This window comes from Ferrimonas futtsuensis DSM 18154, from assembly GCF_000422645.1.
GTDB lineage: Bacteria > Pseudomonadota > Gammaproteobacteria > Enterobacterales > Shewanellaceae > Ferrimonas > Ferrimonas futtsuensis.
In genome coordinates this window covers 285,443-307,290 of the sequence record NZ_KE383896.1, presented here as the reverse complement: position 1 = coordinate 307,290, position 21,848 = coordinate 285,443, and the positions used below count along the sequence as shown (strand labels likewise).

Sequence of the window (21,848 nt, the reverse complement as noted above, 5' to 3'; positions counted from 1 at the left end):
ACCAATGACAGCTACAGCAGAACAAGCCATGCCTATCCAGTTTTCCGATGCCGCCGCACTGAAGGTGAAGGGACTGCTGGAGGAGGAGGAGAACCCAAACCTGAAACTGCGGGTGTACGTCACCGGTGGTGGTTGCAGCGGTTTCCAGTACGGCTTCACCTTCGACGAAAAGGTGAACGAAGGGGATACCACCATCGATAAGGAGGGGGTCACCCTGCTGGTGGATCCGATGAGCCTGCAATATCTGGTGGGTGGCATCGTGGATTACACCGAGGGGCTGGAGGGCAGCCGCTTCTTCGTCAACAACCCCAACGCCACCACCACCTGTGGTTGCGGTGCCTCCTTCTCTATCTGAGAATCCGGCACCGACAGCGTAAGAAAGGCACCTTCAGGGTGCCTTTTTTGTTGGCAAAGGTTTCTGAACACTTTTGCAACATCAGGCTTTAACGTATTCTGACACGATTGGATTACAAGGAGTTGCCTCGTGAAGCACGTCGATGCACCGGCCAGCCGCTGGTACAGCCACCCCTATTTCATCGCCTTTCTAATCAGCCTGTTACTCGTACTCTGGGTATTGTCTGGTCAACTGAGCGCCGACCACTCCCCGGAAGTGGTTCCCGCCACCGAGCCCCATGAGGTGGCCGCGACCCGGGTGACAGTGAAACGCATCGCGTCGACCCTGGTGACCCGTGAGGTGCAGCTCTATGGCCGCACCGAACCGGATCGCATGACCCGCATCGCCGCCGAGATTGGCGGCCGGGTGCTTAAGGTTCACGCTGACAAAGGCAGCCAGGTAGAGATGGGGCAGCTGCTGATCGAGCTGGATGCCCGGGACCTGCCTGAGCAGCTGCAGAGTGCCAAGGCGGTGCTGGCCCAGCGGGAGCTGGATTACCAGGCGGCCAAGAAGCTGGCGACCCAGGGGCTGCAGGGTAAGTCGCAGCTGGCTCAGAATCTGAGTGCTCTGGAACTGGCCCGGGCCGAACTCAAGCGGTTGCAGCTGGCGCTGGAGCACACCCAGATCCGCGCACCGTTCTCCGGGGTGTTTCACGATCGCATGGTGGAGCAGGGCGATTACGTGGGGGTGGGTGATCCTGTGGGGGAACTGGCGGATCTCAACCCGCTGGTGGTCAAGGCCAACGTCACCGAGGCGGATGTGGCCCGGTTGTCTCTGGGACAGAGCGCCACCGCCCGTTTCGTCGATGGCCGCAGCGCCAAGGGCAAGGTGCGCTACATCGCCACCGTCTCCCATGGCGGCACCAACACCTTCGACGTTGAGGTGGCGTTCGACAACGCCGATGGCAAGCTGTGGGCGGGCAAGAGCGCCGAACTGGCCCTGCCTCTGGAGAGCCACTATGCCATCAAGGTCAGCCCGGCCCTGCTGGCATTGGATGAGGAGGGTAACCTGGGGGTGAAATCGGTGCGGGACGGTCAGGTACACTTTATCCCCATCCAGGTGGTGATGGCGGACTCCACCGGGGTGTGGACCGGCGGTGTCGGCAGTGAGGTGGAGGTGATCACCCAGGGCCAGGGTTTCGTCCGTGACGGTGACCCGGTCGAGGTGACCTATGAGACGGAGGATGGCGCATGAATACCCTGCTGGCGGGGCTGCTTGGCCGTATCCGCCCGGTGATGATGGTGTTTGTGCTGTTGATTCTGGCGGGGTCGGTCACCTATGTGCAGATCCCCAAGGAGTCGGAACCGGACATCACCATCCCGGTGATCTACGTGTCCATCGTCCACGACGGCATCTCGCCGGAGGACGCCGAGCGGATGCTGGTGCGTCCCATGGAGACCGAGCTGCGCTCCATCGAGGGGGTGGATGAGATGCGTTCTACCGCCTCAGAGGGCCACGCGTCGGTGGTGCTGGAGTTCGAGGCGGGCATGGATCCCAAGGCGGCCCTGGCGGATGTGCGTGACAAGGTGACTCTGGCCAAGGCCAAGCTGCCGGCGGACACCGAGGAGCCGGAAGTCCATGAGGTGACCATGGCGGATCAGAACCCGGTGCTGACCGTGACCCTGTCCGGGCCGGTGCCGGAGCGCACCCTGGTGCAGATCGCCAAACAGCTTCGAGACCGGCTGGAGTCCTTCCCCGAGGTGCTGGAGGTGGAGATCGGCGGCGACCGGGAGGACATCGTCGAGATCCTGGTGGATCCCCTGCTGATGGAGAGCTATCAGCTGGATCAGAACGACATCTTCAACCTGCTCTCCCGCAACAACCGGCTGGTGCCGGCGGGTACCATGGACACTGGTCATGGCCGCTTCGCGGTCAAGGTGCCCTCGGTGTTTGAGACCATCAAGGACGTGATGGAGATGCCCATCAAGGTGCAGGGGGAGCAGGTGATCACCTTCGGTGACGTGGCCCAGGTGCGCCGCGCCTTCCGGGACCCCAACTCCTACGCCCGCCTCAACGGCCATAAGGCGGTGTCTCTGGAGGTGAAGAAGCGCCCCGGTGAGAACATCATCATCACCGTGGCCAAGGTGAAGGCACTGATGGAAGCCGCCAGAGAGCAGTGGCCCGAAAACCTGGAGGTCACCTACACAGGGGACAGCTCCGAGGATGTGGAGCAGATGCTCAGCGATCTGCAGAACAACGTGGTGTCCGCCATCCTGCTGGTGGTGATCGTGGTGATCGCCGCCCTGGGTCTGCGCAGCGCCGGCCTGGTCGGGGTGGCCATTCCCGGCTCCTTCCTCACCGGTCTGCTGGTGCTGGCGGTGTTTGGCCTGACGGTCAACATGGTGGTGCTGTTTGCCCTGATCATGGCGGTGGGGATGCTGGTGGACGGGGCCATCGTGGTCACCGAATACGCTGACCGGCGCATGACCGACGGCGTGGATCGTAAGGAGGCCTACCTGGAGGCGGCCCAGCGGATGGCCTGGCCCATCATCGCCTCCACGGCCACTACCCTGGCGGCCTTTGCGCCGCTGCTGTTCTGGCCGGGGATCATGGGCGAGTTCATGAAGTACCTGCCCATCACCCTGATTGCCACCCTCACCGCCTCTCTGGTGATGGCCCTGGTGTTTGTGCCTGCCCTGGGCAGCCTGCTGGGCAAGCCATTGCCGATGACCGCGCGTCAGCGGGAGAATCAGCGGTTGGCGGAGGAGGGGGAGCTCACCATCCTGTCCGGGTTTACCGGCACCTACATCCGTACCCTGGCCGTGGCCATCGCCCACCCCTGGAAGGTCTTGCTGGCGGTGCTGCTGGTGCTGGCCGGCATTGTCGGCAGCTACGTTAAGTTCGGCGCCGGCATGGAGTTCTTCCCCGATGTGGAGCCCCCTGGCCTGAACCTCTATGTGCGCGCCTACGGGGACCTCTCCATCGATGAGAAGGACGCCATCATGCACAAGGTGGAGAACCGCCTGTTGGGGATGGAAAGCCTGGAGACCCTCTACAGTCGCACCGGTGGCAATGACCGGGCAGGCTACATCCGTCTCAATCTGCTGGACTGGGATCAACGGGTCCGCGCCGACAAGGTGATCGAAGAGGTGAACGAGCGCCTGGGCGATCTGGCGGGCATCGAGTATGAGCTGCGTAAGGATGAGAACGGCCCTCCGACCGGTAAGGCGTTGCAACTGGAGCTCTCCTCCAAACTTCCCGATGCCCTCAACGATGCGGTGCGCAAGGTTCGTCTCGCCCTGGAGGGGGATGGCCGCTTCATCAACATCGAGGACACCGGCTCCAAGCCGGGTATCGAGTGGCAGCTGAAGGTCGACAGGGACGACGCCGCACGTTTTGGTGCCGACGCCACCCTGCTGGGCAATACGGTGCAGTTTGTCACCTCCGGCCTGAAGATTGGCGAATACCGCCCCGATGACGCCGACGACGAGTTGGATATCCGGGTGCGCTTCCCCGAGGAGAAGCGCCATATCCTGAGGCTGGATACCCTGAGGGTGAAGACCCAGTACGGTCAGGTGCCGGTGAGCAATTTCGTCGAGCGGGTGGCGGCGCCGAAGGTGGACTCCATCCGCCGCATCGACGGCCACCGGGTGATGACGGTGAAGGCGGATATGGCGCCTGGTGTGTTGCTCAATGATGTCCTGCCGGAGTTCCGTGAGCGCCTGGAGACCCTGGGCCTGGACAGCCGGGTCAGTTACAGCTTTACCGGCGAGAATGAGGAGCAGGAGGAGTCGCAGGTCTTCCTGTTGAATGCCTTTATGGTGGCCCTGTTCGTGATGGCCATTATCCTGGTGACCCAGTTCAACAGTTTCTACCAGGCGTTTCTGATCCTCACCGCGGTGCTGCTCTCCACCATGGGGGTGCTGCTGGGGCTGCTGGTGACCGGCAAGCCCTTCGGCATCGTCATGTCCGGCATCGGGGTGATCTCCCTGGCGGGGATCGTGGTCAACAACAACATTGTGCTCATCGATACCTACAACGTGCTGCGCGCCCAGGGGCTGGCGGCCACCGAGGCGATCCTACGCACCGGTGCCCAGCGCCTGCGCCCGGTGATGCTGACCACCATCACCACCATCCTCGGCCTGATGCCCATGGTGCTGGAGATGAACGTGGATCTGATTAATCGCGCCATCGAGGTGGGGGCGCCCTCCACCCAGTGGTGGTCGCAACTGGCGACCGCGGTGGCCGGAGGCCTGGCCTTTGCTACCGTGCTGACCCTGGTGCTGACCCCAAGCCTGTTGGCGCTGCGTGCCCGCCGGCAGGAGCGCAAGGCGTTGCGTCGCTACAAGGCCCAGCAATTGGAGCAGGCATTACCCCAGGGCTAGCCCCTGAGGAAAGCGGAGAGAGAAAAAAGGCGCCCCAGGGCGCCTTTTTCTATGGCCGAAGCTTACCGGCGAACCCGGCGAACCCGGCGACCCAGCAGGGGAAGCAGCAGCAGGGTGAACCACCCCAGGCTGCCACCACCGCCGCCACCGCCACTGGAGGTGGAGCCGCCGTTATCAGTACCGCCGGTGCCACCACTGTTGGGGATTGCGCTTACTTCGACGGAGCGGCTGTTTTCCAGCACCCGACCGGCCTCATCCAGAGCGGTCAGGGTCAGGGTATAGCTGCCGTCTGAGGGGTAGGTGTGACTGATGGAGGCGGTGTCGTAGGTCTCGCCATCGCCGGTCTCCCAGATGTAGCTCACCGTGCCCTGACCATGTTCCGTGGTTGCCTGAGCACTCAGGGTCAGGCCGTTGCTGGCGGTGGTCAGACTGGCGATGTTGAAACCGCCACTGCTCTTGGTCAGCGCCAGGGTAGCGGTGGCCGAGTTGCTGGCCTGCTCGGTGACCGCCATCTTCAGGCCCACCTTGGGCAGCACCAGGCCGGATTGTGGCTGGCTGGGGGCGCTGTAGTCCTTGGCGTCATCGAACTCGGAGATGGGCTCCAGGCTGGGGTCGTTGTAGCCTGCGGTCTGGGCATAACGGCTGAAGGCTGCATCCTTGATCTGGATGGTGGTGCCCTGATTGGGGATCAACTGCTGATCCGCATCCACCACACCGGTAAAACCGTAGCCGGCGTGGGTGCCGACGTTGTTGTCGGAGTAGGCGCGGTTGTAGTACCACAGCAGCACACCGGGGCTGTAGCCGGTGCCGGTCAGGCCGGTGTCATTGCCACTGAACTGGCGCAGCTGCAGGAAGTAGCCGTGGTTGGCTCCTGGGCGGTAGTTGCTGATGCGGCTGAAGCCATTCAGGGTCATGGTCTGGGCGGTCTCGCCGCCGCTCTGCCAGACGGTGTCGGCGCCGTTGCTGACCACCAGGTCGTCGGCGACGAAACCGTAGCCCCCTTCGGACTGGTCGGTGACATAGCGCAGCCCCAGAGTGATGCGCTGGCCGGCGTAGTCACTGAGATCCACCTCGATGGTGACCCAGCCGACGTCGCCTTCGGCGCCCGCTCTGCCGAGTGAATTGCCGGTGTAGTGGGGGCCCAGGTTGGCGTGGTAGGGATTGATGGTGCTGGTGTGGCTGCCGGACACCGCAGTGCCGTTCACCAGGATCTGGGCGTAGTCGTAGCCGTTTTCGATCTGCCAGTGGGCTTTCAGAGTCAGCCCGGGGCTGCCGGAGGGCAGGGTCAGGCTGGCTTCGGCGCTGTGGCGGATCTCATGGCCGGCACCCGAGTAGTACTGCAGCTTGCCGCTGTAGGGGGCGTGGAACGCCTCCAACTGAGCCGGCAATGGCAGGGTCAGCTGGTTGATGCCGTTGTGATTGATGGCGCTCACCAGGCTGTGGTTGGACGGGGATTCACCCAGGCTGTCCAAATCGATGTCGGTGTTGTTGATCCAGTTGCCGCCGTAGCGCTTCTGCAGGTAGTCCCGTGCCCAGGCGCTCATGGAGGAGGGGCGGCTGCCTTCAGGAGTACCGGTCCAGCTGCCGCCGGACATCAGAGACCACATGCCCACCGGCGAGCCGTGCTCGCTGTATTCGAGGTCGTACTCGTCGGGCAGGCCCAGGTCGTGGCCAAACTCGTGGGTACAGACGCCGGTGGCGGCGTCGATGGGTTGAATGGTGTAGCCGAAGACTCTGTAATTCTCGCCGTCTTTGTATTGAGTGCCAGGGATATTCTTGGGCTGGTCGTTTTCGAACACGAAGTAGCGGTGGGACCAGATGGCGTTGTCCTCCAGATAGCCGCCGCCGGCCTCTTCGCCGATGCTGGAGTGGAACACCATGATGTGGTCGATGATGCCGTCGGGCTCGTTGAGGTTACCATCGCCGTCACGGTCGTACTGATCTTCCTGATCGAACTCACTCAGATCCACATCGCCCCGAGCCACCAGCTTGGTGACCGCTTCGAACACCAGGTCCGGTACCGCGCTGTCCTTGTCCTCACCCTTGGGGGCGCCATAGTGAGCGGCATTGTTGTCGGCGGTGACCCAGTCGAACACCTTGCCACTGAAGTCGAAGCTGCCGCCGGACTCCTCGGTGTAGAACTGGCGGGCGGATTGCAGAGTCCGGCCTGTGGGGCCGGGGAAACCGGTGCTGGAGAACAGCAGCTTGTCGTAGTGGCTGGCGGGGTAGCTGGGGTAATACATCCCGGTGTCGTCAGACACCAGGCGATTGTTGTCGTGGGGCAGGTCGGGAAAATCCACCAGAATCCCCAGCACCTTGACCGCTTTGCCACTGTCTGCGTTCTGGGACAGGGCCATCGCTTTGATCAGGGGAGACTTATGCTCATGGCCCAGGTGAACCGGCGCCAGTGACACCCCCTGTTTCCGGGTTTCCGGGGTGAAGGCGCCAGCGGTGTATTGCGCTATTTTGGCGTCGATCTCGGTGCGGCTGTGGGAGTCGTCGATCTCGCCGCGCTTGGCCATCCAGTATTCGATGCGCTCGGGGTTGATCACCCCGGGGTCGGCCAGTTGCACCTGCCTCGGGGCGGCTTGCACACTGGAGGCCAGTCCAACCGTAACCAGGGCGGTGGCCAGTACACTGATTCTTTGCATAGTTTTCCCTAAAAGACTTCCTGGGTTCTCGATGGCACTTGCCAGCGCCACTCTTGGGTTCCCTGATGTTTGTCCCTCTGAGAGCTCGCGTTTTTTTGGCGTCTCTTCCGTCGGACGGTATTTTCCTGTCGGATCGGCCCGGGGGCTCACTCCCCCAAACCTCTTTTTTCTCAGTAAAGTCGCGAAAGAGGTCGGCCCAGTTTGGATTCTCACTACTTTGTGGTGGTAATTGCAATTAATTTACTCGCAAGCGAGTCTTAAATCACGGTAAATCAACAAATTAGGTACCGGGCATGACAATTGCTTACACAGTCCGAACCCAAATTGATTACCAAAAGGAGTTTGTCGATGAATGCGTATTCTGTGCTGGTCACTCTGCCTCTGCTGTGTGCACTGCCCGCCTGGGCCGATCCCTGCTATCAGGGCCAGGGCCCCAAGGTGGTCAGCGAGGCCCTGGAAATGGAAGGCATTGACAGCCTGAGGGTACGGGCCGGTGCGGGGGCCCTGACCATACAAGGCGGTGACGGCAATCGCATCGAGATGGAGGCAGACGCCTACGTGGGGGAGACCACCGAATATCGCCTGGTGCTGGAGCGTCAGGGGAGTGAAGCGGTGATCCAGGCATTGGTGGACGACGATCGCCAGTGTCGCGGGCAGGAGCACCCCTATATTGATCTGGTGGTCAGGGTCCCCGCCGGCATCGATGTGCATGCAAGCGACGGTTCCGGTCACCTGAAGGTGGTGCGGCTGCAAGCCAACCTCCATCTGGAAGACGGTTCAGGCGATGCCGAGATTCTCGGGGTTGGAGGCCGGGCCACCATCGGCGACGGCTCCGGAAACCTGGTGGTTCGTGACATCCAGGGGGAGACCCTCATCGAGGATGGCTCAGGCAACCTGATGGTCAGTGGTATTCAGGGGGACATCCGCATCGAGGACGGTTCCGGCAACCTCAAGGTTCAGGATGTGCAGGGAGATCTGAGGGTGGACGACGGCTCCGGCAACATCACCGTCAGCCAGGTAACCGGAACCGTGACCATCGATGACGGTTCCGGCGACATTCTGGTGGAGCAGGCCGGTGACGTGAAGCTGGAAGAGACCGGTTCAGGCTCGGTGGAGTTGTCTGCCGTAGGCCGGAATCGCCTGAAGTAAGGCTACTTGGGCGTCAGGCAGCCCAGTATGGCCGGGCGGCTGGCGCCGGTGGCTGAGGGCAGGTTGCCGGGCAGCCCCTCGATGTGGCGCATCGCCAGCCAGGCAAAGGCCATCCCCTCGACCCATTGCGGAGGCACCCCCAGGGCATCCGTGGTCTGGATGCGGTGCCGAGGCAGTGCCTGGGCCAATTGGCGTACCAGTTGGCCGTTGAAGGCGCCGCCGCCGCACAGATAGAGACCGCAGTCCGGGCTCAGTGCCCGGATCTCGGCGGCCATGGTCTCCACGGTGAACGCCAGCAGGGTGGCCTGGATGTCTTCCGGGGCCAGGTTCATGAAGGGCTCCAGCTGGTAGTTGAGCCAGGCCTGATTGAACAGCTCACGGCCGGTGCTCTTGGGCGCGGGCTGGGCAAAGTAGGGGTGGCTCATCAGCCGCTTGAGCAGCTCCGGCTGCAGCTGGCCTCTGGCGGCCAGGGCACCGTCACGGTCAAAGGGTTGCTGAATGTTCTGTCGTGCCCAGGCATCCATCAGGGTGTTGCCCGGGCCGGTGTCGAATCCCAGCACCGGGCCATCGTCACCGGGCAGCCAGGTGATGTTGGCGATGCCGCCAATGTTGACGATGATCCTCGGTTGGTGGTCGCTGAACAGCGACTGATGGAAGGCGGGCACCAGGGGGGCGCCCTGGCCTCCCAGGGCAATGTCCTTGCGCCGGAAGTCGGCAACCACGTCGATGCCGGTTTCCACCGCCATGGTGTTGGGATCCCCCAGCTGCAGGCTGAAGCCATTGAGCCCCTCGGGCTGATGACGCACGGTCTGGCCGTGGCTGCCGATGGCTCGAATATCCCTTGGAGACAGGCCGCTTTTCTTCAGCACCCCGAGCACCGCCTGGGCGAAGGCCCGCCCCACCTGACGATCCACATGGCCCAGCCGGTTGACCTCATCCTCTCCGGTGCTGCACAGGCGGTGCAGCTGCTCCAGTAGGTGGGGCTCATATTCGTGGGTGTGGCTGGCCACCATCACCGGCTGACCCTCCTGAAACTCCACCAGTACCGCATCGATGCCGTCCATGCTGGTGCCGGACATCAGGCCTATGTATCTGCTCATTGCATTGCCACCATGATCTGCTGACGATGTTTCAGCACCGCAAGTTGCTCCTCGGCGAACTCGAGAAATGCGGCCCTGTCTTTTTTGGCGATGTCTGCCGCTTCCGGCAGCTTCACCTTGCGGGGGTTGCGATGCACCCCGTTGACCAGGAACTCGTAGTGCAGGTGGGCACCGGTCACCCGGCCTGTGGCGCCCAGAAGGCCGATGGTCTGGCCCTGGCGGACCCGCTGCCCCTGTTTCACCTTACGCTTACTCAGGTGCAGGTACTTGGTGACGTACTTGCCGCCATGCTGGATGAACACATAGTTGCCGTTGAGTTTATTGTAGGCGGACTTGGTCACCTTGCCGTCACCGGCAGCCATGATGGGGGTCCCTACCGGAGCCACGTAATCGGTGCCGTTGTGAGGGCGTACCCGCTTGGTGACCGGGTGCAGGCGGCGTGGATTGAAATTGGAGCTGACGTAGTTGAACTGAACTGGGGCACGCAGGAAGGCTTTGCGCATCGCCTTGCCTTTGTCGGAGTAGTAATTGCCGTCGCGGTGGCGCACTGCCCGGAAGGTATCCCCCTGGTTGGTGAACTCCGCCGCCAGGATCTTACCGTCTGCCACATAGTGCCCGTCGATATACTCCTCCTGGTAGAGCACGGAGAAGCGGTCACCTTGACGAATGTCCAGGGCGAAGTCGATGTCCCAACCGAAGATTCCCGCCAGGCTCATGATCTGGTTGGGGGTCATACCGGCGCTCACTGCGGCGTTCCAGAAGTTGCTGGTGATCTCCGCCGAGGCGAAGGCGGTACGAATCTCCACCTCTTTCTGGTCCAGGCTCTCCTGGTAACCCTCTTCTGTGGCTGTGACCACCAGGGTGGTGCGGCCATCGATGGCGTAGCTGAGCTGTTTCAGTTCTCCCTGGTCGTCACGGCCCAGCTGAATCTCCTGGCCCGGCATCACCTTGGTCAAACGTTTGCCCGCCTGTTCAAGCTGGGTAATACGGTAGAGCTGCTGAGGGCTTAATCCTGCGCGGTCAAACAGCCTGGCCAGGCTGTCTCCGGACTGAACGGTAAAGCTGCGCCACTGGAGGCCGGGCTCGGCATCGGTGCTGTTCTCAGAGTCTGGCAGTTCCAGGGGGAGGGCCACTCTCTGGTTCAGGGGCAGGGGAGTATAAAATTCGGCAGCCAGGTCATTGCCGGAGGGGAGCAGTATGCCCACCAGCATCAGCAGCAGGACCGAGGTCAAACCGACTCTGTGGGGGCGCGGCAGCACCTTGAAGGTGCCGACAAGGCCGGTCAGGGGGGCAGATTTGCGGCGCTTATTCTCTCTGATCATCTCTTCGTGCTGGTCACTCCCCGTCAACAGAGGGGATTTGGCCGGAACAGCCTAGTCTACACCCTTTCCTTTGTTCTGCCTAACCAGTAACATTGACCTCTTTGTTGAAAGTTGAACACCGTCGGAGTGGCCTTGATGAGTGAGTTGGAACGGGCACTGGCAGAGATTCGCCGTGGTACCGAAGAGATCCTGGTAGAAGAGGAACTGGTTGAGAAGCTGAAGCAGGGCAAGCCCCTGAAGGTGAAGCTGGGCGCTGATCCTACGGCGCCGGATATTCACCTGGGTCATACCGTGATCCTGAACAAACTGCGCCAGTTTCAGGAGCTGGGCCACGAAGTGATCTTCCTGATCGGTGATTTCACCGGCATGGTAGGCGATCCTTCAGGCAAGAACAGCACCCGTCCTCCGCTGACCGAAGCGCAGGTTATGGCCAATGCCGAGACCTATAAGGAGCAGGTGTTCAAGATCCTGGATCCTGCCAAGACCCGCATCGAGTTTAACTCCCGCTGGCTGGGAGACATGGGCGCAGGGGGCATGCTGAAGCTGGCAGCCAAGCAGACTGTGGCCCGCATGCTCGAGCGTGATGACTTCAAGAAGCGCTACGCCAACGGCCAGTCCATCGCCATCCACGAATTCATGTACCCTCTGCTGCAGGGCTGGGATTCCGTGGCCCTGGAGGCGGATGTGGAACTGGGCGGTACCGATCAGAAGTTCAACCTGCTGATGGGCCGTGAGTTGCAGAAGGAGGAGGGTCAGCGCCCTCAGACGGTGATCACCATGCCTCTGCTGGTTGGCCTGGATGGCGTCAAGAAGATGTCCAAGTCCGCCAATAACTACATCGGCGTATCCGATCCGGCCAACGAGATGTTCGGTAAGATCATGTCCATCTCCGATGACCTGATGTGGAACTACTATGAACTGCTCTCTTTCCGTCCTCTGGCGGAGATTGAGCAGCTCAAAGCTGACATGGCGGCCGGTGCCAACCCCCGTGATATCAAGATCGCCCTGGCCAAGGAGATCATCGCCCGCTTCCACGACGAGGCGGCAGCCGAGGCAGCCCACCAGGACTTCATCCAGCGTTTCCAGAAAAATGCCATCCCCGATGAGATGCCTGAGGTGACCCTGGAAGCCGGTGCCGGCATCGCCAACCTGCTGAAGGACGCCAACCTGGTTGGCTCCACCAGTGACGCCATGCGTATGATTCGCCAGGGCGCGGTGAAGATCGATGGTGACAAGGTGGAGGACACCAAGCTGGTGCCCGCCGCCGGTACGGCGGTATACCAGGTGGGCAAGCGTAAGTTTGCCCGAATTACCCTGGCCTAGGATTTCCGCCGGATAAAAGCCGCCCCTGGGGCGGCTTTTTTGTGTCTGTCTGAGCCGCAGGGCAGAAGCGCCACCCTCATCAGGTCAGATGATCCGCACCGGCAGAACTCAGGTATTCTTGGTTAAGGCGTTACGAATGGGAGAGCCACGGGTGCAGGACGGTATCTGGCAAAAAGCGGTGATGGAAGCATTGATTGGACTGAGCGCGGTGGCGATCTCCCTGCCGATGCTGTCCCTGACCCAGGAATTTGGCTCACTGTTGCCGGCGACCCCCTGGTATGCGGTGTCGGTGACCGGAGACGCCGTGCTGGCGTATGCGCCGATGTGGCTGCTGTTGGCGTGGATCAGCTATCGCCTCGGTACCCTGGAGTCCGGGATCTGGCTGGCGGTGGGGGCGGCGGCAGGCACCTATCTGGCGCTGCCGCTGCTGGTGGGCACCAGCTGGTACCTGGCCAGTTGGATCTGGTCTCAACCAACCGCGCTGATGGCCCAGCTTCTCGGGGTCTGTCTCGGGGTGATCCTGGCCAGGCGCTGATTACTGGCTGGCCAGTTGATCCCTCATGGCGTCGTAGTCCAGCAGATCCACGTGCTTCTTAATCTGCTTCTCATCCATGTCCAGCTCCAGCGTCGTGACTCCGGGAATGGTCAGCTCGATGGTCTTTCCCGGTTTGCCAAACAGATCGCCCCGGCTGCGGTAGCGGTAGGTGCCGATCAGCACCACCAGGGACCCCGAGTGGAAGATGTGGTCCGGTTCAAAGCTGTAACTCAGGGTGTAGACATGGATGCGCCGCAAAAAGGTGAGGATGTCGGTGGCGCCGGTCACTTTCTTGCTGGCGGTCTTGTCCTCAAACACCGTTTCCCTGCTGTAGAAGCGGTTCAGGCGGCTATAGTTCCTGCCGGTCAGCGCCAGGATATATTCCTGGGACAGGCGGATCGCCTCAGGCACCGTTGGCTCAGTGGGCTCGCTACTGTCCGGTTCATCAGGCACGATGTCGGCGCCGGCGGCCCAGGTGGCTGACGGCAGTAACAAGGCAAGAACAATTCCGAGGATCAACGCTGGCACTGCTACTCCTTGGGCAGATCATTGAGTTCAAATGCGGGCAGAGAGAGTCGCCAGTAGATGGCGGAGACCCGGATCGCCAGGGCGCCGCCCATGGCGATCAGCATGGCCGGAACCTGCTCGACACCCAGTTGAATAGAGATGGTATACAAAATACCACCCAAGATGGAAGCGGTGGCGTAGATCTCTTTTCTCAGCACCAGGGGGACTTCGCGGCAGAGGACGTCGCGGATCATTCCCCCCACCACGCCGGTCATCACCCCCATCATCACGGCGATCAGTGGTGAAGCCCCAAAACTCAGCGCCTTCTGGGCGCCGATGACGGTAAACAGGGCCAGGCCGAAGGCGTCCGCCATCTGGAACCAGAGGCCGGAAAGACGCCTCGGACAGCGGACCAGCAGCATCACCACAAGGGCGGTGATCAGCACCACCCAGATGTAGTTGGTGTCATGGATCCAGAATACCGGGGCGGCCCCCAGTATGGTGTCGCGGACGGTGCCGCCGCCGATGGCGGTCACGGCCGCCAGAACGGTGACGCCGAAAGGATCCATTCTCAGCCGGCCAGCCGCCAGGGCGCCGGAGACGGCGAATACCGCGGTACCAAAGAGATCGGCGTAGTAGACGAAATCGGTCACAGTGCAGTTTCCAGTTGAAGTCTAGAGGGGACCGGCCAGTGCCATGGCCAGGGCGATGCCCCCAATCAACAGCAGCGAGAGCCACAGCCAGCGGGCCAGCTGCAAAATCTTGTCGGCCCTCAGCAGGTGGTGAGGGGTCGGAGTCTGAGGTGGTCCCAGCCGGGGACGGTCCAGCCGCCGCTCCTCCAGCATCCAGGGGCCACCAAGTTGCGCCCCCAGGTGATGCGCCATGGCGATCTGCGGCCAGTGAGCCCCCCCGGGCAGAGCCTGTTTGACCCCCTTAAGCTCCTGCCAGCCCGCCAGGGGGCGGCCATAGAGGCTGAGGGTCAGGGCCAACAGGGCGTTCACCGGCAGCTGCAGCCAGTGGCTTAAGCGGGCGACGCCCTGGCCAAAAAAGCGGGTTCTGGACTTCAACGGCGTCCATTGACGGTCCAGTTGCTGAATCAGCCAGATGGCGAAGGCCAGTTCCAGTCCCACCAGGGGGTAGAACAGCAGCCAACTGAAGGTGGCCCTGGCTTCATGAACCAGCCGACTTTCGATGCCCGCTTTAATCAGCCCCACCTCACTGAGGTTGTCGGTGCGTCTCAGGGTAAAGGGGCCCAGGGTTTGCCGGGCGCGGCCCTTCTGGCCGGACTGTAGCTGGCTGATCATCGCCCGGTGTTCCAGCTGCTGGGCACGGCCAGGCAGGCAGAAGGCGATAAGCAGAATGTGAAAAGGCTCGGGGTAGGCGGCCAGGGAGACCAGGGCCCACAGCACGCCGGTGGCGGGCAGCAGGATGATCATCATGGAGAGCAGTCCGGCGAGCCTTTGCTGGGCCCCGTCCCGGTAGGGGTGGATCACCTTATCCGCAATGGCATCGGCCACTGTGCCCAGCTTATGGGTCAGCAGCCATCTGTCTGGCAGCAGCTGATTGATCAGCACCGCCACCCCCAGTATCAGTGCGGGGGCCAGCCAGGGATAGAGGGGGCCCAGAGCGCTCTGCATCAGTGGCTGAGCTTGTCCAGCATGGCGATCACCACCTTGGCGGAGTGTTCGCCGGCCTTGACGATGAAGCTGTCGAAATCCACGGCGGAATCGTCGTTGGCGTTGTCGGAGATGGCGCGAATCACCACGAAGGGCATGTCGAACTGCTGACAGGTCTGGGCGATGGCACCGGCTTCCATCTCACAGGCGGCCATGGCCGGGAAGTGGGACAGCATCACCTTAGTGCGCTCGGGATCGGCGATGAAGCTGTCGCCGGTGCAGATCAGGCCTTCGATCGCCTTCACCTCGCCCACCTCGTCGATGGCAGCCTTGGCAGAGTCCACCAGATCCTGGCAGGGCAGGAAGGCGGCGGGCTGGCTCGGCAGCTGACCCATCTCGTAGCCAAAGGCGGTGACATCCACATCGTGATAACGAACCTCGCTGGAGATCACCACATCGCCGATGGCCAGTTCATGGGCGAACCCACCGGCGGAGCCGGTGTTGATCACCGCATCCGGGGCGAAGCGTTCAATCAGCAGGGTGGTGGCAATGGCGGCGGTGACTTTGCCGATGCCAGAGCGGGTGACCACCACATCGGTCCCATTGAGGGTACCGGAGTAAAACTCGATGTTGGCGATGGTGGTGACGGTCAGGTTGTCGATGTGGCTGCGCAGCAGGGCAACTTCCTGCTCCATGGCGCCGATAATTCCGATCTTCATCTTCAGGCTATCTGTTTCCGGGAAATGTGTGGCGGGCAGTGTAGCATAATCGCATTGGAAATTAGCCCCTGTTGGAGGGCCGGACGGCCAAACAAAAAGGGCGGCCAATGCCGCCCTTTGGGGAGTTCTCTGACAGGGTTAAGCCTTGTCGTCGAGCATGTCCAGAATGCCGGTGGCCCCGTGGCGACCCTCGTCGATGGCGGTTACCACCAGGTCGGAGCCACGGACCATATCTCCGCCGGCGAACACCTTGGGATGACTGGTCTGGAAGGCATACTTGCCCTGGCCTGGGGCACGGACCCGGCCCCAGTCGTCGGTGAGGATGCCAAATTCGCCAAACCAGGGTGCCGGGCTGGGCTGGAAACCGAAGGCGATCAGGACGGCGTCGGCCTCGAGGGTATGCTCTGAGCCTTCCACCGGCTGTGGACGGCGACGGCCCTGTTCGTCCGGTTCACCCAGTTCGGTGTGGCAGCAGCGCACGCCGGTCACCTTGCCCTCGGCATCGGTCTCGATGGCCAGAGGCATGCGGTTGAACAGGAACTCTACCCCCTCTTCGCGGGCGTTGGTCACCTCGCGGCGAGAGCCAGGCATGTTGGCCTCATCCCGTCGGTAGGCGCAGCTGACTTGAGCGGCCCCCTGACGTATTGCGGTGCGGACACAGTCCATGGCAGTGTCACCGCCACCGAGCACCACCACCCGTTTGTCCGCCAGATCGACGAAGGGGTGCTCACAGGGGTAGTTTTCCACGGCACTGGTGTTGGCGATCAGGTAGGGCAGCGCCTGGAACACGCCATCGGCGTCTTCTCCGGGCAGCCTGGCCTCCATCGCCTTGTAAGTGCCCATGCCCAGGTAAACGGCGTCGTACTGATCCAGCAGATCCTGGAACGCCAGGTCCTTGCCAATTTCCACACCAAGGCGGAACTCGATGCCCATCCCCTCCAGCAGGGTACGGCGGCGGCGTACCACCTCCTTCTCCAGCTTGAAGCTGGGGATGCCGAAGGTGAGCAGGCCACCAATCTCCGGCTGGCGATCGTAGACCACCGCCTTGATGCCGTTTCTGGCCAGCACATCGGCACAGGCCAAGCCGGCAGGACCGGCCCCGATGACGGCCACCTTTTCGGGGCGGGCCTCCACTTCGGACAGGTCCGGTTTCCAGCCCATGGCGATGGCGGTGTCGGTGATGTACTTCTCCACGTTGCCGATGGTGACGGCGCCGAACTCATCGTTCAGGGTGCAGGCACCTTCGCAGAGTCTGTCCTGGGGACAGACCCGGCCGCACATCTCCGGCAGGGAGTTGGTCTGGTGGGACAGATCGGCCGCCTCCAGAATCCGCCCCTGCTTGGCCAGTTTCAGCCAGTCAGGGATGTAGTTGTGTACGGGGCATTTCCACTCGCAGTAGGGGTTGCCGCAGTCCAGGCAGCGTTCGGACTGTTCGGCAACCTTCTCCTGTTCGAAAGGCCGGTAGATCTCGACAAACTCCTGCTTTCGGGTAGTGAGCGGAGCCTTCTCGGGGTCGTGGCGATCCACCTCAAGAAATTGAAATACGTTGCTCATCTTCACTCCTTAACTTGCCTTGACCTGCAGTTGCTGACTCTGCTCCAGCGCCATCAATTCACCCAGTTGGCTCGCCTTGGGTTTGACGATGCGGAACTTGGGCAGCCAGTTGGTGAAATCCTCCAGGATCTCGGCGGCTCGCTCGGAACCTGTGGCGTCCAGGTGCTCCTCCAGCAGGCGCTTGAGGTGCAGCTGAACCATGGGCTCGACCACCGGCAGGGCTTCCACCAGCTCTTTGTTCAGGCGCCGGTCCAGGTAGTTTTTCTGGTCGAAGACGTAGGCAAAGCCGCCAGTCATTCCCGCGCCGAAGTTGACGCCGGTGCGTCCCAGTACCATCACCACACCGCCGGTCATGTATTCACAGGCGTTGTCGCCACAGCCCTCAATCACCGCGATGGCTCCGGAGTTACGCACCCCGAAACGTTCACCAGCGGTCCCGGCGGCAAACAGTTTGCCTCCGGTGGCGCCGTAGAGGCAGGTGTTGCCGATGATGGCGGACTGGTGGCTGCGATAGGCGACGCCCGGGGGCGGGGTGATCACCAGTTTGCCGCCAGTCATTCCCTTGCCCACATAGTCGTTGGCGTCCCCGGCCAGGGTCAGATTCATCCCCTCGACGTTCCACACGCCGAAGCTCTGGCCGGCGGAGCCGTTGAAGCGGATGTCCAGCGGCGTTTCACGCAGCCCCTGGTTGCCCCACTTGGCGGCGATGTAGCCGGAGAGGGAGGCGCCGACACTGCGATCGGTGTTCTGCAGCGTCAGTTGCCAGCCGGCACTCTGACGGGCGTCCACCGCCTGTTTGGCCAGCTCCAGCAACTGCTGGTTCTTCAGTCCCTTGTCGTCCGGGTAGTTGCGCTCGGTGCAGAACAGCTCGGTATCGCTGCCCGCCGGCACACTGGTCAGCACGGGAGAGAGATCCAGCTTGGCCTGACGCGGGGTTTCCCCAGGCAGCTGGGTCATCAGGTCGGTACGGCCGATGAGCTGGTTAAACTCGGTCACGCCCAGCTTGGCCATGTAGTGACGCAGATCCTCGGCCACGAAGCGGAAGAAGTTCTCTACTTTCTCCGGGGTGCCGTTGTAGTGGTTGTTGCGCAGGTCTTCACGCTGGGTGGCGACGCCGGTGGCGCAGTTGTTCAGGTGACAGATGCGCAGGTACTTACAGCCCAGGGCGATCATGGGCGCGGTGCCAAAGCCGAAGCTCTCCGCTCCCAGCAGCGCCGCTTTCACCACATCCAGGCCGGTCTTCAGACCGCCGTCCACCTGCAGGCGCACCTTGTGGCGCAGGCCATTGGCCACCAGGGCTTGCTGCACCTCGGCCAGGCCCAGCTCCCAGGGGGATCCCGCGTAGTGGATGGAGGTCAGAGGGCTGGCACCTGTGCCGCCATCGTAACCGGAGACGGTGATCATGTCGGCGTTGGCCTTGGCTACGCCACAGGCGATGGTGCCGATGCCGGGCTCAGATACCAGCTTCACCGATACTCTGGCCTTGGGGTTCACCTGCTTGAGATCGAAGATCAGCTGAGCCAGATCCTCAATGGAGTAGATGTCGTGGTGGGGCGGCGGCGAGATCAGGGTGACACCCGGACGCGAGTAGCGCAGGGTGGCGATCTCTGTGCTTACCTTTTTGCCGGGTAGCTGACCGCCCTCGCCGGGTTTGGCGCCCTGAGCCACCTTGATCTGGATGACGTCGGCGCTCATCAGGTAGGCGGCGGTGACGCCGAAGCGGCCGGAGGCCACCTGCTTGATGCGGCTGTTACCCGGGCTGTTGAAGCGGCGGGGATCCTCGCCCCCTTCGCCGGAGTTGGAGTGGCCACCGAGGCGATTCATGGCGATGGCCAGCGCCTCATGGGCTTCCGGCGCCAGGGCGCCGATACTCATGGCGGCGGTGTCGAAGCGCCAGAACAGCTTGTCTGCACCCTCCACTTGTTCCAGGGCCAGGCCCTCTTCCGGTGGGGTCAGTTTGAGCAGGTCCCGCAAGGTGGCCACCGGACGGGTGTCCACCAGTTCACAGTAGTGGTCGTAGTCCTTCTGATTGCCACTGGCGACCGCTTTCTGCAGAGCCTGGACCACGTCCGGGTTGAAGCAGTGGTACTCACCGCCATGGACAAACTTCAGCAGACCGCCGTGTCCCAGGGGCTGGCGCGCCTTGAAGGCGGCCTGATGCAGCTGCCTTTGATCCTGCTCCAGATCCTCGAAGTCGGCTCCCTGGATGCGGGCGGTGACGCCGAAGAAACAGAGATCGATCACCTCGCTGGAGAGGCCCACAGCCTCGAACAGGCGGCTGCAACGGTAGCTGGCGATGGTGCTGATCCCCATCTTGGAGAGGATCTTCTGCAGACCCTTGTCGATGCCGGCACGGTAGCCCAGCAGCAGATCACGCAGCTCCGCTTCCTCGCCTTGTTGACGGGCCAGGGCATCGATGGACTCGTAGGCCAGGTAGGGGTAGATGGCGGTGGCACCAAAGCCGAGCAGCACGGCGAAGTGGTGGGGATCTCGGGCGGAGCCGGTTTCCACCAGGATGTTGGTGTCACAGCGCAGGTTGGTGTCCACCAGGCGCTTTTGCACCGCACCCACGGCCATGGCGGCGGGCACCAGCAGCTTATCGTTGGACAGCTTGCGGTCGGAGAGCACCACCATGGTGGCGCCTTCGCGGGCGGCGGTTTCCGCCTCGGTGCACAGGCGGCAGATCGCCTGCTTCAGCCCTTCGGACTCGTCGTAGTTGAGATCCAGGCTGACCGAGCGGTAGTGCTCGTTGTCCAGTGCCATCAGCTGGGCAAAGTCGGAGTAGAGCAACACCGGAGAGTCGAAGATCACCCGGTTGGCGTGACCCGTGGTCTCGTTAAACAGGTTTTGTTCCTTGCCAATGCAGGTGGCCAGGCTCATGACGTGCTTTTCGCGCAGCGGGTCGATGGCCGGGTTGGTCACCTGAGCAAACTGCTGACGGAAGTAGTCGCAGATGTGGCGTTCCTGCTTGGAGAGGACGGCGATGGGGGTGTCATCCCCCATGGAGCCGATCGCCTCCTGCGCCCCGGAAGCCAGAGGCCAGAGAATCTCCAGCAGCTCTTCCCGGGTCAGGTTGAACGCCTTCTGGTACTGGGTCAGCTGAGCATTGGAGAGATCGCCGCAGCCCAGGGCGCTGGCATCCAGCTGCTGGGGTGGGATCAGACGCTTGGAGTTGATGCGCATCCACTCGGCATAGGGGTGACGCTGCTTGAGATCCTCGTCGATCTCGAACGAGCGCATCAGGCTGCCGGTGAAGGTGTCCAGCACCAGCAACTCACCGGGGCCGACTCGGCCCTTCTCGACCACCTCATCAGGCTGGTAGTCCCAGATCCCCACTTCGGAGGCCAGGGTCAGGATGCGATCCTTGGTGATGATGTAACGGGAAGGACGCAGGCCGTTGCGGTCGACGGCGCAGGCGGCGTGGCGACCGTTGGTCAGTACCACCCCGGCGGGGCCATCCCAGGGCTCCATATGCATGGAGTTGAAGTCGTAGAACGCCTTGAGCTCTTCATCCATCTCTGGATTGGATTGCCAGGCGGGCGGGATCAACAGACGCATGGCACGCTTGATGTCCATGCCGCCGGCCAGCAGCAGCTCCAGCATGTTGTCCAGGCTGGAGGAGTCGGAGCCGGTCTCATTGACGAACGGCGCCGCGTCTTTCAGGTCCGGCAACAGCGGAGAGTTGAATTTGTACGCCCGGGCACGGGCCCACTGGCGGTTTCCGGCAATGGTGTTGATCTCACCATTGTGGGCCAGGTAGCGGAATGGCTGGGCCAGGGGCCACCTTGGCTGAGTGTTGGTGGAGAAGCGTTGGTGGAACAGGCAGACGGCACTTTCCATCCGCAGGTCCGCCAGGTCCGGGAATACGTTGGGCAGGTCCGCAGGCAGCATCAGCCCCTTGTAGACCACCACCTGACCAGAGAGGCTGGCCACGTAGAAGTCCGGGTCATCCTGTAGCTGCTTCTCGATGCGGCGACGGGCCATAAAGAGGCGGCGCTCGAGATCCCGGGCGCGCCAGCCTGCGGGAGCATTGATGAAGACCTGGGCGAAGGCGGGCACACAGGATGCGGCGATGCTACCCAGAACAGATTCATTGACCGGCACGTCACGCCAGCCCAGGACAGACAGAGTCTCTCTGCCGAGCTCCTGCTCTATCTGAGTGCGCGCGTGCTGGGCCCGAACCGGGTCCTTACTCATCATCAGCATGCCCACGGCATACTTGTTGGACAGGCGCCAGCCCTGCTCCTGGGCAAGGTGGCGGAAGAAGCCATCGGGTTTCTTCATCAGCAGTCCGCAGCCGTCGCCGGTCTTACCGTCGGCGCCCACGGCCCCCCGGTGTTTCAGGCGATCCAGAGCTTGGATTGCGGTACGGACAATACGGTGACTGGGCTCGCCATCCATGTGGGCAATGAGCCCGAAACCACAATTTTCACGCTCAAAATCAGGCTGGTACAACGACATTCCCTCTCCTCCGCGTCGTGCAAAACTGACTACTACTAACACATAATTATGCAGGTGAACGATTCAAAGTACCTAGGCTGGGTACAAAGGTCAAACGATGCACCATTCTGGTAAGTTGGGCGAGAATGGAAGCATTCACAACCTATATCATCGCTTTATGACCGGTTTACAGAGCAAACATTCTGCTATTTC

Annotated in this window: 15 protein-coding genes; 6 read left to right on the top strand and 9 right to left on the bottom strand. The window is 62.2% G+C overall.

What is annotated here, in order from left to right; genetic code table 11:
- Nucleotides 1–4 precede the first annotated feature (4 nt).
- From erpA to G505_RS0119030, 3 genes are all read left to right on the top strand, one after another.
- Nucleotides 5–355, top strand: coding sequence for an iron-sulfur cluster insertion protein ErpA (gene erpA, locus G505_RS0119040; RefSeq protein WP_028110982.1), 351 nt, complete (start codon nucleotides 5–7; stop codon nucleotides 353–355).
- Nucleotides 356–484: 129 nt separating this feature from the next.
- Nucleotides 485–1,588 (top strand): efflux RND transporter periplasmic adaptor subunit, encoded by a 1,104-nt coding sequence (locus tag G505_RS22035; protein WP_035385554.1) that lies wholly within the window; start codon nucleotides 485–487, stop codon nucleotides 1,586–1,588.
- Entirely contained in the window at nucleotides 1,585–4,719 is a 3,135-nt protein-coding gene (locus tag G505_RS0119030) for an efflux RND transporter permease subunit (protein ID WP_028110981.1), read from the top strand. Before G505_RS22035 ends, G505_RS0119030 begins: the two co-directional genes overlap by 4 nt.
- A gap of 62 nt (nucleotides 4,720–4,781) precedes the next feature.
- Here the strand turns inward: G505_RS0119030 and G505_RS0119025 are convergent, their stop codons facing one another.
- The gene (locus tag G505_RS0119025; protein WP_028110980.1) at nucleotides 4,782–7,370 is read right to left on the bottom strand and encodes an immune inhibitor A domain-containing protein; all 2,589 of its coding nucleotides are present in this window, start codon (nucleotides 7,368–7,370) and stop codon (nucleotides 4,782–4,784) included.
- 348 nt (nucleotides 7,371–7,718) lie between these two features.
- Between G505_RS0119025 and G505_RS22030 the strand changes: the two genes are divergently transcribed.
- Nucleotides 7,719–8,519 carry a DUF4097 family beta strand repeat-containing protein gene (locus G505_RS22030; protein ID WP_051216467.1) on the top strand — a complete coding sequence of 267 codons (801 nt, stop codon included), beginning with the start codon at nucleotides 7,719–7,721 and terminating at the stop codon, nucleotides 8,517–8,519.
- 2 nt (nucleotides 8,520–8,521) lie between these two features.
- Here the strand turns inward: G505_RS22030 and G505_RS0119015 are convergent, their stop codons facing one another.
- Together G505_RS0119015 and G505_RS0119010 are read right to left on the bottom strand one after the other, a co-directional pair.
- Complete coding sequence (locus tag G505_RS0119015; protein ID WP_028110979.1) at nucleotides 8,522–9,619, bottom strand: anhydro-N-acetylmuramic acid kinase; 1,098 nt, start codon at nucleotides 9,617–9,619, stop codon at nucleotides 8,522–8,524.
- Complete coding sequence (locus G505_RS0119010) at nucleotides 9,616–10,941, bottom strand: peptidoglycan DD-metalloendopeptidase family protein (protein WP_051216465.1); 1,326 nt, start codon at nucleotides 10,939–10,941, stop codon at nucleotides 9,616–9,618. Before G505_RS0119010 ends, G505_RS0119015 begins: the two co-directional genes overlap by 4 nt.
- A 135-nt stretch (nucleotides 10,942–11,076) precedes the next feature.
- Here G505_RS0119010 and tyrS point away from each other — a divergent pair, with 135 nt between their 5' ends.
- Together tyrS and G505_RS0119000 are read left to right on the top strand one after the other, a co-directional pair.
- The gene (gene tyrS / locus G505_RS0119005; RefSeq protein WP_028110977.1) at nucleotides 11,077–12,264 is read left to right on the top strand and encodes a tyrosine--tRNA ligase; all 1,188 of its coding nucleotides are present in this window, start codon (nucleotides 11,077–11,079) and stop codon (nucleotides 12,262–12,264) included.
- A gap of 136 nt (nucleotides 12,265–12,400) precedes the next feature.
- Nucleotides 12,401–12,799 carry a hypothetical protein gene (locus G505_RS0119000; RefSeq protein WP_028110976.1) on the top strand — a complete coding sequence of 133 codons (399 nt, stop codon included), beginning with the start codon at nucleotides 12,401–12,403 and terminating at the stop codon, nucleotides 12,797–12,799.
- Here the strand turns inward: G505_RS0119000 and G505_RS0118995 are convergent, their stop codons facing one another.
- The 6 genes from G505_RS0118995 to gltB form a co-directional block, all read right to left on the bottom strand.
- Nucleotides 12,800–13,327 carry a nuclear transport factor 2 family protein gene (locus G505_RS0118995; protein WP_051216463.1) on the bottom strand — a complete coding sequence of 176 codons (528 nt, stop codon included), beginning with the start codon at nucleotides 13,325–13,327 and terminating at the stop codon, nucleotides 12,800–12,802.
- 2 nt (nucleotides 13,328–13,329) lie between these two features.
- Nucleotides 13,330–13,959 carry a trimeric intracellular cation channel family protein gene (locus G505_RS0118990; RefSeq protein WP_028110974.1) on the bottom strand — a complete coding sequence of 210 codons (630 nt, stop codon included), beginning with the start codon at nucleotides 13,957–13,959 and terminating at the stop codon, nucleotides 13,330–13,332.
- 21 nt (nucleotides 13,960–13,980) lie between these two features.
- Nucleotides 13,981–14,943 carry a cobalamin biosynthesis protein CobD/CbiB gene (locus G505_RS0118985; protein ID WP_028110973.1) on the bottom strand — a complete coding sequence of 321 codons (963 nt, stop codon included), beginning with the start codon at nucleotides 14,941–14,943 and terminating at the stop codon, nucleotides 13,981–13,983.
- Complete coding sequence (locus G505_RS0118980; RefSeq protein WP_028110972.1) at nucleotides 14,943–15,641, bottom strand: 5'-methylthioadenosine/S-adenosylhomocysteine nucleosidase; 699 nt, start codon at nucleotides 15,639–15,641, stop codon at nucleotides 14,943–14,945. Before G505_RS0118980 ends, G505_RS0118985 begins: the two co-directional genes overlap by 1 nt.
- Nucleotides 15,642–15,779: 138 nt before the next feature.
- Nucleotides 15,780–17,195: an FAD-dependent oxidoreductase gene (locus G505_RS0118975; RefSeq protein ID WP_028110971.1), complete on the bottom strand. Its 1,416-nt coding sequence runs from the start codon at nucleotides 17,193–17,195 to the stop codon at nucleotides 15,780–15,782.
- 9 nt (nucleotides 17,196–17,204) lie between these two features.
- A complete protein-coding gene (gltB, locus tag G505_RS0118970; protein WP_028110970.1) occupies nucleotides 17,205–21,656 on the bottom strand; it encodes a glutamate synthase large subunit in 4,452 nt (1,483 codons plus the stop codon).
- Nucleotides 21,657–21,848: the final 192 nt, after the last annotated feature.